The sequence below is a fragment of the Edaphobacter acidisoli genome (genome assembly GCF_014642855.1).
Classification (GTDB): domain Bacteria; phylum Acidobacteriota; class Terriglobia; order Terriglobales; family Acidobacteriaceae; genus Edaphobacter; species Edaphobacter acidisoli.
Genome location: NZ_BMJB01000001.1, coordinates 3,038,453 through 3,050,470 on the forward strand (window position 1 = coordinate 3,038,453; position 12,018 = coordinate 3,050,470).

Here is a 12,018-nt window from a genome sequence, read left to right on the forward strand (position 1 = left end):
TTTGTAAGGAGCATCCGGCCTCGACGATTTGTCGGATGCTCCTTGAGTTGCGGACTACTCGACGCTGCCGATCCAGGAGGCAAAGGGCGGCAGCGTGATTTTGTTGAGGCTGTTGGTCTGCTCAAGCGACGGCTCGTTTGTCAGTAGCGTTTTGACAGTTGTGGCTTTGACTCCTGCTTCCTGCATATCAAGCGAGATGGTCTGCGGCTGAGCCGTGAAGTTCAAAGCTACGACAATCGAAGGGCTGCCATTTACTCCCTTGCGAATATAGGAGAGAACCGACGGGTTATTTTTGTCGAGCATGGCCGACGCACCATCGCGTAATGTAGGGTCGTTCCTGCGCATGGCGATCAGGCGCTCATACCAGTGCAGCAGCGAGTCAGGCGTCTCCTGTTCCGTCTGCACATTGACGGTGGTGTAGTCAGAGGCGACCGGCAGCCATGTCGTATCCGCCGTGCTGAAGCCTGCGTTCTTCGTGTCATTCCACTGCATCGGGGTACGCTCGCCGTCGCGGCCCTTTTCCTTCGGCCATCCGCGAATGCCAATGGGGTCCTTGACGTCTTCTTTTCTGGTGGGTGTCGATGTGACCATGCCTATCTCCTGCCCGTAATACATCAGCGCAGTCGAGCGTGTAGTGAAGAGCATGGTTGCGATGATGCGAGCGGTAGCCGCATCGTGAGCGCCGTCGCCGTAGCGGTCCCAGCTGCGCGGGTTGTCGTGATTATCGAAGACAAACAGTGGCTGATTGCCATCGATCCGTGTCTCGGCTTGCGCGATGCGTGTCCGGAACAGCGAGGCGTCGAGCTTATTAATCATTCCGACCTGCATGTCCATGGGGAGTTGCAGCTCGTCGTGCTTTGCGCCGCCGTACCACTTGTCGAGCTCGGCTACGCTGGGTAGGTACGTCTCGCCGATGAGCACGCGGTCGCCAGGATATTGGTTAACCAGCGCACGCAGCCTCCTCATGACGTCGTGAACCTCGGGAAGATTGTTCGTGTAGATGTCGCTCACGTTCGGATCGCCGAACGCGTTGGTGCCGCCGGTCAGTGGTTCATCGCGCAGCTTCTCATCTTCAAAGAGCGTAGGAACCGCATCGAGCCGGAAGCCTGCGACGCCGCGATCGAGCCAGAACTTCACCGTATTGAACATGGCCTTTTCGACTTCGGGATTGCGCCAGTTCAGGTCGGGCTGCTGCTTATAGAACTCGTGATAGTAGAACTGCTTCGTCTTGGGATCCCACTGCCAGGCCGAGCCTCCGAAAACGCTAATCCAGTTGTTCGGCGGAATGGGTTTGCCCTTAGTATCGTAGCCCTTGGGATCGCGCCAGACATACCAGTCGCGCTTGGCATTGTCGCGTGAGCTCTCCGACTCAAGAAACCATTTGTGTTGGTCAGAGGTGTGGTTCATCACCATGTCCATGATGACCCGGATATCGCGCTTTTTTGCCTCGGCGACAAGGCGGTCGAAATCGGCCAGCGTGCCATACTGCGAATCAATGTTCTCGTAGTCAGAGATGTCGTAGCCGAAGTCAACCTGTGGCGAAGGATAGATCGGCGACAGCCAGATGGCGGTGATGCCGAGCGAGTGGAGGTAGTCGAGTCGCGAGGTGATGCCGTTCAGATCACCAATGCCATCGCCATTCGAATCCTGAAAGCTGCGTGGATAAATCTCATAAATGACGGCGTGCTTCCACCAAGGGCCGTCACTGTGGTGCGCTGCCGCGTTGGCGGAGGTTCCGGACATCTGCGCCCAGCTTAAACTCCCCATGCAGGTCGCCGCAAGCAGTGCAAACGCGCAGATGATCGCTCCTGGGTTGAAAAAGCGTGTGCGAAAAATAGTGCGAGCGGTAGTCAAGATGCCTCCTCGTGAAGCCCACTGCACTATAGCACCATCGGTATGGCGATTGAGATAGATTGCTATGGCAATATTTACGGCAACGAGGACGCCTTATGCCTGCTTGTGACGTGGAGCAAGGTGAGAGCCGCATGACCTGCGAACTACAGTATGGGTTTGGAGCAAGATGTCTCGCGTCGGCAAGGTGGGATTTTCAACACGTTGCAGCATCGTGAGTATGGCAATTGCACCAATGTCAGCGCAGTTCTGATGCTGCGTTGTAAGGGGAACAGGCAGCAGAGCGGCATACTTCACGTCATCGATTCCAACGATACGTACCTCTTCCGGCACTCGCACGCCCCGGTTTGCCAGTGCAGCCATAACGCGTGCAGCGACGAAGTCGTTTGCACAGACGATAGCGTCAGGTTTCGCGTCCTTCAAGACCTTTCGGATGAAGGAGTCGTCGTCAGGATCGCCGTGGCACACGAGGTTCTGGTGCGGTTGAATTCCATGTTCCAGCAGAGCTTCGCGGTATCCGGCAATGCGAGCCGCTACGGTGGCGGCTGACAATGGCCTGGCCACGAACGCCACACGTTTGGCGCCATGCAACAGCAGATGCTGCGTAATCAGAAAGCCCGCGCGACGGTTGTCGATGCCGACCAGATCATATTTCGAGCGCATCGAATAAGGCGCATAACAACGGTCCAGCAGCACTACTTGAATGCCCGCTCGGTCGAGCGCAGCGACGATCCTGCGGTTCACCACATCCTTATCGCGAGTAAACTCAAGCGGCGCAAAGAAGACACCAGAGACTTTCTGGGCAACATACTTTTGGCACAGGTGCTCGGCCTCCTGCTCCTGCTCGCTCTCTTCACCCATGGAGTGCCCCCAGAGTAGCGAATGCGCCTTCGACAGCGGAGACTGCATCATGCCGTGGCAGATAGGCTCAAAGATCTCGGTACGGCCCAAGTCAGGGATGAGAAGCCCGAAGACATGGCCCTTGGAGCCAGCCGGGGCCATGACGTGCGTGCCTGATCCGGCCCGCCGCGTAACGAGCCCTTGCAGCTGTAGATCATTGACGGCCTTGGCCACGGTGATGCGCGAGGTGTTGTAGCGTTCGCCCAGCTCGGCCTCGCTAGGCAGGCGGTCTCCAGGCTGATAAACCCCAGCTTTGATGGCAGAGAGCAGGTCGTCGTAGACCTGACGGTACTTTGGCAGCGTCGCCGGAACTGCAGCCAGATCACTCGAGGAGAGATTTGTGGCGATTGGAGTGTCTCCTGTCGCATGTTGCCTTGGCGCCTGCCGCAAAGCCTGTTTGCTCTTATCCGTTCCCATCGCTCCCAACTCATGCCAAAAGGCGTGACTTGATTGTATATACCACTTTCCGGCATCAAGAAACGAGTGAGAAATTTGTTGCCCGTCAGTGCGGCTTGTTGCCAAGTTACTTCCGCCGGCCAACCGTTACTGAAGATCGAGCTGCGACACCCCTGCTAGTGTTTTCCAGCTATTTAGCGGAACAGCGAGGGATGTAAAACAACCCCCTTATTGTTTGTTTGCTGTGATGGGATTTAATTGTTATGTCATATATGTCTAATAAGCATGGTATCAACATGCAAAAGTTATTGACATATTTGCTTGCTGGCGAGTATTTTCGGGAAGTTCCTGAAAACACCCTTCGTGTCTGAAGGCGGAAGGAGCAAACCAGAACAGCGCGATCTCGAAGCGTTTCAGGCTTCAGGTTCAAGACGAGCGATGCCCAACAGCAGCCGAAGACGGTATCGCCGGTAAATCAAATGGCAGCACCTGCAACTTTGGGAGGAGTTATGAGAGGATTTGCGGCAAAGACACTTGCTCTGTTGTCGGCCTTGTTTCTGCTGGCGTCTACGCCGGCAGCATTTGGCCAGGCCGTGTACGGTTCCGTCTACGGCACCGTGACAGACTCAACCGGCGCAGTCGTGCCGGGAGCATCTATTGTTGTCAACGACGAGTCGAAAGGCACCTCTGTCACCGTCCAGTCGAACGGCACGGGCGATTTCAACGTCCAGCACCTGATTCCAGACATCTACGATGTAACGATTACTGCGCAGGGATTCGAGAGCTATCAGCAGAAGGGCATTCAGGTCTACGCCGATACCTCTGTGAAGATAGCGCCAGCCCTTGCCGTTGGCGGATCGGCGCAGACCGTCGAGGTAAACGCAGACTCCGTGCCCGAGCTGAAGACAGACCGCGCGGATGTCTCGACGGTGTTCAGTTCGAAGGATGTCGCACAGTTGCCGGTGGCTGGACGCAACTTTACCAACCTGCAACTGTTGTTGCCCGGCGCTCAGTTGCTGGGCTGGAACCACGCTCCTGACGAAAACCCGCAAGGCAGCGCGCAGATCCAGGTTGATGGACAGGCATTTGGCGGAGTTGCTTACGCGCTCGATGGAACGGATAACCAGGACCCGATTCTGGGTATCATCGTTATCAACCCAAACCTGGACTCGCTGACTGAGACCAAGATCACGACGCAGAACTTTGACGCGGAGTTCGGCAAGGCGGTCTCGTCGGTTGTGACGGCGCAGACGAAGTCGGGGTCGAATAGTTTCCATGGCGCGATTTTTGACTATCGCACCAGCACGGCTAACCTCGCGCAAGACCCATACAACAACTTCCCTGCTGTTGGCTCAACTCCGGCAAGTCTGATTGCTCCCGGCCTGAAGAGCGCGTTTGGCGGATCGATTGGCGGTCCAATTATCAAAGATAAGCTGTTCTTTTTTGGCGATTATCAGGGAACGCGTCAACGAGTCGGCACGAGTTCTTCGACCATCGTTCCGACCAGCCACATCATGACAACCTGCCTGAGCGGCAACGGCTGCGACTTCAGCGAGTACAAGGCGCTGGGCTATCCCATCTACCACAACGTAGGCGGCGTTGCCGTCGAATATCCCGGCGACGTGATTCCCAACTCGCAGCTCTCAACGCCAGCGATTAACTACCTTAAGGCAATCTCGCAGTACACGCCAAACAAGATTGGCGCCAGCGGCCTGCTAGACACCTACACTCAGGGCGGAACGGGCATCTTCAACGGGAATCAGTGGGACGTGCGTGTTGACGATCAGGTGAATGGAGCGTCACATGCGTTCGTTCGCTTCAGCCGGTTTACCGACGTTCTCAGCGGCAAGCTATTGCTCGGCAATGCTGGCGGTCCCGGATTCGGACTTGGCGGGTACGGCGGCAACTCGCAGGGCGCCAACGACAGCCTTGCGGCAGGCATGGATATTGCGGTGAACCAGACGCTGGTGACGGACTTCCGGCTTGGCTACTACCGTTACAATATCGTTGACTCGAAGTTCGACCAGTCCACGCAGGCAGCCGCGGCGCTAGGCTTTGGCGGACTGAACACCGGCAGCTACTTCACCAATGGCCTTCCCGGTTTCCAGATCACCCTGCCGAACAGTGGACAGACGGAGTGGGGCGCGGGCCTGAACATCAATCGTTGCAACTGCCCGCTGACCGAGCGCGAAGACCAGTTCCAGGTGGTCAACAACTGGACGAAGACGATTGGAAACCACTCGATCAAGTTCGGTGTTGACCTGCGATATGCACGCAACCTGCGTGTGCCAAGCGATACCGACCGCACCGGCTTGTTTACCTTCAACGCATCGGCAACTGGAAATACGGATGGCACTGGCGGCGTGGGCCTGGCGTCGTTTGTGCTTGGCGATCCTAGTCAGTTTGGTCGTTATGTCAGTACTTCGACGAACGCGAAGGAGTTTCAGAAGAGAGACTTCTTCTATGCCCAGGACACATGGCGCGCTACGTCCAAGCTGACCCTGAATCTTGGGCTTCGATACGAGCTCTATTTCCCGGAGGCAGTCAACGGTGTGGGTAATGGCGCTCTGATGGATCCCAAGACGGGATACCTGCACGTCGCCGGTATCGGTGGCGTTCCGAGTGATATGGGTTGGGGAGCAGCTCCACATACCTACAACCCACGTATTGGCGTTGCATATCAGGCAACGGACAAGACAGTTATACGCGCAGGTTATGGTCGTAGCTTCGACCTGGGAGTGTTCGGCTCGATCTTCGGCCACGTCGTCACGCAGAACCTGCCAGTGTTGGCTAACCAGGAGATTACCGGCGTCGGTGGAAACGCAGTGAGCTACGTGCAGCCGTTCACCTTAACGACTGGTCCGGTACCCAATCAAACGGTTGCTGTTCCTTCGAATGGTCTGCTCCCGAACCCCGGATACGCTGTCAGCACGAAGGCGCGTCCTAATCCGTTGCGACTGCCTACGCTGGACGCCTGGAACCTGAGCGTTCAACAGGCTCTGACGCCAACACTCTCGCTGACCATGGCCTACGTCGGCAACAAGGGAACCCATACCCTGAGCGCAGGCGATGGCAACAACACCAACCCGAACGAAGCAGCGATCTTCCTGCCCGCTCAGTACAGTGTGACGGGACAACCGCTGCACTATGATCCGAATGGCGGCAACTGCTGGCCACTTGGACCGAACTGCACAGCGACCGGAGCTGGCGGTACAGGCAAAGTCATTCCTGCAAGCGGTGCCGTCTCAACTGGGACGATCCTGCAGCGCTACTACGGTGGCACGCTACCAGCATGCGCCGACCCAGCCTATAGCCAGCCTACCGGCGAGGGGCTTCCAAATCAGGCATGCGGATGGACTCAAAGTATCGGCTACTATGGCGACGACCAGGACACACACTACAACGCATTGCAGATAACTCTGACCAAGCAGCTCACGCGGGGTCTCTCATTCACATCAACCTATGCCTGGCAGCGGGCCTTCAACTTTGCCAGCGGCTACGCTACCTGGGATAAGCAGGCAGGCAAGGGCCGTGACGACTCTATCCGTGAACAGCAGTGGGTTGTCTACGGTGAGTATCAGTTGCCGTTCGGGCACAACCGGCAGTTCCTCTCCGGTGTGCCGAAGTATGTCGATGAGGTGGTTGGTGGCTGGCAATTGAGTCCAGTCATCAATCTGTCGAGTGGCCTGCCATTCACGCTCGGCTTCAACAACTGCGGATCTTCCGTGGGCGGCACTTCAGCGCCGTGCTACCCAAATGGAAACCCCAGGCTGTTGAAGACTCATCTTGGCGCGTTCAACCCGGCCACCCACCTGCGGCCTTACTATCAGTCGGTTGAGACTGGCAGCAACACACTCTGCCCGTCGCAGGCCGACCCAACAGGAACACCTGCAGGTGGCTTCTCTTGCCCGGGTCTGGACGAGATCGGCAGCACTGGCCGTAATAGCAACTTCGGTCCTGGGTTCTTCAATACCGACCTCGCACTGCAGAAGGACTTCCCGATCAGGGAAAGCATGTCGGTCCAGTTCCGCATGGACGCATTCAACGTCTTCAACCACATCAATGCTGCCAATCCAAACACTGGCAATGTTGACAGCAACGGCAACATCACCAACGGCGCAGGCGGAAACGGCGTCGGCCAGGTGGGACAGGCAAGTCCGCGTCAATTGTCCTTTATGGCCCGCTTCCAGTTCTAGCCGTGTGACTGGATCACCCAAGAGGGGAGCCTCGGCTCCCCTCTTCTTTTTCATCTACACTTAGGGCCACGTTTCTTATGCGCCATCGTTGGAATGCAGTTCAGCTTTTGTTGTTCTTCCTTGCCGCGTGTCTTGTGCTGCTGGCTGTGAGAGCGCCTTCGCAGGCGCTCCCCGCTGCTCCCAACACAGCCGAGGCATCTCCAGACCTCGCGCAGCTTCGCCTGATGATCGACCGTGGACAAGCTGTCGAGGCATTGAAGCAACTCGATACCTTTGCGACGCGGCCAACGGTCCCGGCAGGTGTCAACCGGCTGCGCGGACTCGCGCTCTACTCCGAAAACCAATTTGCCCAGGCCGACACGGCCTTCGCCAGCGCGCTCAAACAGGACCCGCATGATGTCGAATCAGCGCAGTTACGCGGCCTTACGCTCTTTCGCTTAGGCCGGCCGGCGGAGGCGATTCCGCTGCTCGAATCAGCGCACAACTGGACCTCGCACACGAAGGTCGATCCCAGCTACGTACTCGCGCTCTGCTACATCGACACGCGGCAGTATGACAAGGCGAGGCAGTCCTTTGCAGTGCAGTATGGTTTTGCTCCCGACTCGGCCTCTGCGTATCTTCTGGCCGCGAGAATGCTCTTGCGACGCGAATACCTGCCTATCGCTCAGCAATATGCGACAAAGGCAGTGACACTCAACCCGCAATTGCCGCTGGCGCATCAACTGCTTGGCGAGATCGAGCTTGCAAGCGAGCACCTGGACACAGCGATTGCAGATTTTCAAAAAGAGCAGCAGCTCAATCCACTCAACGGCGAAGTCTACGATCGCTTGGGCGACGCGTACACGCGGGCAGGGGATTACACCAGAGCTGAACAATCGTTACAACGCGCCGTGCTTCTGGAGCCGACATCGACCGGGCCATACATTCTTCTTGGCAAGGTGCTGTTGCGGCAACAAGACCCGGCGAACGCGCTGATGTATCTCGAGCGTGCGGAGAAGATGGACCCCAACAACTATATGACGCACGCATTGCTCGGGCAGGCATATCGCTCACTGGGCCGTACCGACGAAGCCCACCGCGAAACCGACATGGCGCAGAAAATTCAAGCAGCCAGCGAGCCAAAGCTGGAGACGACCCACTGAGCGGAGGCGTCTGTGCCGGTTGTGAAGCCAAATTGGAGACGAGCAGCTTCGACCGCGCTCTTCGTGGTTGCGACGTTACTGGTGGCCGCATTCTATATGGAGCGGCCGGTTCGCGTAGCTGCAGCTTCCAGCGAATCGACCCAGCAGGCCACCCCAACAAATCCCGACGCCGTCTGCGCGAACTGCCATCGCGACATCTATGAGAGCTACGAGCGCACACCGATGGCACGCGATAGCGGCGACGCCGTTGCTGGCTTGATACAAAGCGGCTTTCTCCACGTCGCTTCAGACATTCATTACCAAATATTTCTGCGCGATGGAAAGGCATGGATGTCGTATGACCGTGATGCAACCCAGGCCCCACTCCACGGCGAAAGACAACTCCGCTACTTCATCGGTTCCGGCCATCGCGGGCGGACGTACCTCTATCAAGTGGGCGGGGAGTGGTTCGAAGTTCCCATCAACTACTACAGCAAGAAGCAACTCTGGGACATGGCTCCCAACTATGGACAGGCAAAGTCGATGCCCGACGCTCTTCCCATCGACTCAAACTGTTTGCACTGCCACGCCACAGGTGTCCAAGCTTCGCTTCCAGAGGCGCGCAACAAGTATGCAGGGCCGCCGTTCTCGCAGGGCGGAGTGGGCTGCTCGTCGTGCCACGGAGATCCTTCGCAGCATCTTGCCGCTGATGGCTACGCGCCGATCTTGAATCCGGCGAAGCTAACCCCACCGCGAAGAGACAGCGTGTGCCTGCAATGCCATCTTGAGGGCGATGTCGCCATCTATCGTGCGGGATGCTCACTGGCGCAGTTTCATCCAGGCGATGAGCTATCGGACGACGTCGTGTATTTTGTGAAGACGAGCGAAGCAACCGGAGGAGGCAGGGCCAGCAGCCAGTACGAAGCTCTATTGCGTAGCGCCTGCAAGATCGCCAGCGGAGACAAACTGACCTGCATCACATGCCATGATCCGCACTACTCACCCAGCGCGTCCGAGCGCGTCGAATACTTCCGCAGCAAGTGCCTGACGTGCCACGCCGGAACAACGATGGCAACGAAGCATCATCCCGAGCAGCGTGACTGTGCCGCCTGCCACATGCCCACGCGTGAGACGACGGACATCTCACACGAGCAAAAAACGGACCACAATATTCAGCGCTATCCAGCGCAGGCGAATGCCTTGCAGCAGGCGCGCGTCGCTTCCATCGATCTGGTTCCAGTAGGACATGTCTCAGTAGGAGACAGAGAGCTTGGCCTCGCCTACGCTGAATTGGCCGAGCGCGGCAGCCAGGCAGCAGGTGAAAAAGCGCTTCCTCTCTTACGCAACGCAGAGAAGAGCGGCACCGATGACGCCGAGCTCCATACGCAACTAGGTTTTCTGGATCAGGTCTCCGGCGACACCGCCGACGCGCAAAAGGAATATATGGATGCGCTCAGGAAAGATCCGCACGGCGCAAGCGCAGCAGGAGATCTAGCGATTCTCGATCTAAGATCGGGCCGGGCCACCGAGGCTATCGAGCTATTGCAGAGAGTCGTCAATGCCGACCCCAGCCAGATGGCCGCCGGGATGGACCTCGCATTCATCGAGTGCAGGCTGAACAATAAAGACCGGGCGCGGCAGATACTTCAAAATCTATTACGCTTAAATCCAGACGATCCGGAACTGCGTCAATTTCTCGCATCCGGACGTTATCGCGGCGGCCAGTGTTCAGTGCAATAACCAACGCTGCGATTGAGATGGAGACAAGCATGTCCGATACCTCGCTCTATCGCCTCAATGGGCGCTCGATTGTTGCAGGAAAGACCGCCATAAGCGGCGGCGCTGCGTTCCATGGCTACCAGCCTGCAGATGGCTCCACGCTCGATCCGGAGTACCTTTCGGCCACGACGGAAGATGTCGAGAGCGCAGTAGCTGAAGCCGTCAAAGCCGCGTCGGCGTTGGCCCAAAGCTCAGGCAAACAGCGGGCTGCATTCTTGCGCAGCATCGCCGACGGGATTGATGCTGCATCCGCGCAGTTGGTCGAGCGCGCACATCGCGAGACAGCGCTGCCAGTCCCGCGTCTGACCGGCGAAGTCGCGCGCACCAGCAACCAGATGCGTCTCTTTGCCAGCGTGCTTGAAGAAGGCTCGTGGGTAATGGCGCGCATCGACACGGCCGACCCTGCGCGCACGCCTCCCAAACCTGACATTCGTTCGATGCTGCGCCCGCTCGGTCCTGTCGTCGTCTTCGGCGCAAGCAATTTTCCTCTCGCGTTTTCGGTTGCCGGTGGAGACACGGCGTCCGCGCTCGCGGCGGGAAATCCCGTCATCGTGAAGGCGCATCCGGCGCATCCCGGCACAAGCGAACTGGCAGGGCAGGTCATCGTCGATGCAGTTCGAAAGAGCGGCTTTCCCGGCGGCACCTTCTCGCTGCTCTTCGATGCTGGCCATGAGGTAGGTGCTGCACTGGTGAAGCATCCACATGTCTGCGCCGTCGGCTTTACCGGCTCATTCCGCGGCGGTCGCGCCCTCATGGACCTCGCTGCATCGCGCCCAACACCGATACCGGTCTATGCCGAGATGGGCAGCACCAACCCCGTCTTTGTTCTGCCGAATGCACTCCGCGAACGCAGCGACGCGCTCGCCGCCGGACTGCATGGTTCGTTCACCCTCGGCGGCGGCCAGTTCTGCACGAAACCAGGGCTGGTGTTTGCGCCTCGTTCGGAATCAACAGGGTTTATGGAGCGGATGCGTTCGCTCACCGGCGAGACTCCAGCATTTTCCCTGCTCACCAGCGGCATCGCCGGCGCCTATCAACACGAGGTCAACCAGCGCAAGAAGCACCTGATTGCTTCAGGCAAAGCGAACAGCACCGGATACTCCGCGCAGGTGACGCTCTACGAGGTGAGTGGCGATCAGTTTTTGTCCGAGCAAGAGCTATCTGACGAGGTCTTCGGGCCGACGACACTCGTAGTACAGTGCACGAACACAGCGCAGATGCTTGAAGCCGCGCGCAGCCTCGAAGGCCATCTGACCGCAACCATCCTGGGCACTGAAGAAGACCTCCAGCAGAACGTGGAGCTGCTGCGTGTGCTCGAGACCAAAGCCGGGCGCCTCATCTTCAACGGCTTTCCAACGGGGGTCGAGGTATGTCACGCGCAGGTACATGGTGGACCATATCCAGCTACATCCGACGGCCGTTCGACCTCGGTCGGCAGTCAGGCAATCTTCCGGTTCACGCGCCCGGTAGCTTATCAGGGGTTACCGGAGTCTGCTCTGCTACCGGAGCTGCAATCATCCAACCCCGAAGGCATCCTGCGCATGTGGAACGGAGCCTGGACGCGGACCGCGGCAGAAAAGCCCTGAGCTTCGTGCCCAGAAATCAGTCATTGTAGCGTCGCGAGGCCGATGGTACATTGCGAGAAGCGCGAAGAGATGGATGTACCTGACGGTGTCCGAATGAATGTTCGCACACTGCTCCAGGGCCGCTGCCGATGCCACGCTCGCAAGATGAGAGTTTTCTCATCCCGTTCTGGCACCGCACGAAGAGGTTCT

6 protein-coding genes are annotated in these 12,018 nt (G+C 58.0%); 4 read left to right on the top strand and 2 right to left on the bottom strand.

Translation table 11 applies throughout. The annotated features are described in order from the left end of the window. Positions 1-54: 54 nt before the first annotated feature. Both IEX36_RS12410 and IEX36_RS12415 read right to left on the bottom strand, forming a co-directional pair. Complete coding sequence (locus IEX36_RS12410) at positions 55-1,743, bottom strand: glycoside hydrolase family 13 protein (protein ID WP_229668988.1); 1,689 nt, start codon at positions 1,741-1,743, stop codon at positions 55-57. A 204-nt stretch (positions 1,744-1,947) separates the two neighbouring features. After that, positions 1,948-3,168: a GntR family transcriptional regulator gene (locus IEX36_RS12415; RefSeq protein WP_188759586.1), complete on the bottom strand. Its 1,221-nt coding sequence runs from the start codon at positions 3,166-3,168 to the stop codon at positions 1,948-1,950. A gap of 488 nt (positions 3,169-3,656) precedes the next feature. Between IEX36_RS12415 and IEX36_RS12420 the strand changes: the two genes are divergently transcribed. The 4 genes from IEX36_RS12420 to IEX36_RS12435 all read left to right on the top strand — a co-directional run bounded on the left by IEX36_RS12420 (position 3,657) and on the right by IEX36_RS12435 (position 11,829). Then, complete coding sequence (locus IEX36_RS12420) at positions 3,657-7,343, top strand: TonB-dependent receptor (protein ID WP_229668933.1); 3,687 nt, start codon at positions 3,657-3,659, stop codon at positions 7,341-7,343. A gap of 77 nt (positions 7,344-7,420) precedes the next feature. Then, complete coding sequence (locus IEX36_RS12425; protein WP_188759588.1) at positions 7,421-8,485, top strand: tetratricopeptide repeat protein; 1,065 nt, start codon at positions 7,421-7,423, stop codon at positions 8,483-8,485. 12 nt (positions 8,486-8,497) lie between these two features. Further along, on the top strand, positions 8,498-10,204 hold the full coding sequence (locus IEX36_RS12430; RefSeq protein WP_188759589.1) for a tetratricopeptide repeat protein: 1,707 nt from the start codon (positions 8,498-8,500) through the stop codon (positions 10,202-10,204). Between the two features lie 29 nt (positions 10,205-10,233). Then, positions 10,234-11,829, top strand: a complete 1,596-nt coding sequence (locus IEX36_RS12435) for an aldehyde dehydrogenase (NADP(+)) (RefSeq protein WP_229668934.1) — start codon at positions 10,234-10,236, stop codon at positions 11,827-11,829. Positions 11,830-12,018: the final 189 nt, after the last annotated feature.

Coding starts and splice junctions, on each gene's coding strand:
- IEX36_RS12415 (WP_188759586.1), bottom strand. CDS start 3,168: ATGGGAACGGATAAGAGCAAACAGGCTTTGCGGCAGGCGCCAAGGCAA.
- IEX36_RS12435 (WP_229668934.1), top strand. CDS start 10,234: ATGTCCGATACCTCGCTCTATCGCCTCAATGGGCGCTCGATTGTTGCA.
- IEX36_RS12425 (WP_188759588.1), top strand. CDS start 7,421: ATGCGCCATCGTTGGAATGCAGTTCAGCTTTTGTTGTTCTTCCTTGCC.
- IEX36_RS12410 (WP_229668988.1), bottom strand. CDS start 1,743: ATGTCCGGAACCTCCGCCAACGCGGCAGCGCACCACAGTGACGGCCCT.
- IEX36_RS12420 (WP_229668933.1), top strand. CDS start 3,657: ATGAGAGGATTTGCGGCAAAGACACTTGCTCTGTTGTCGGCCTTGTTT.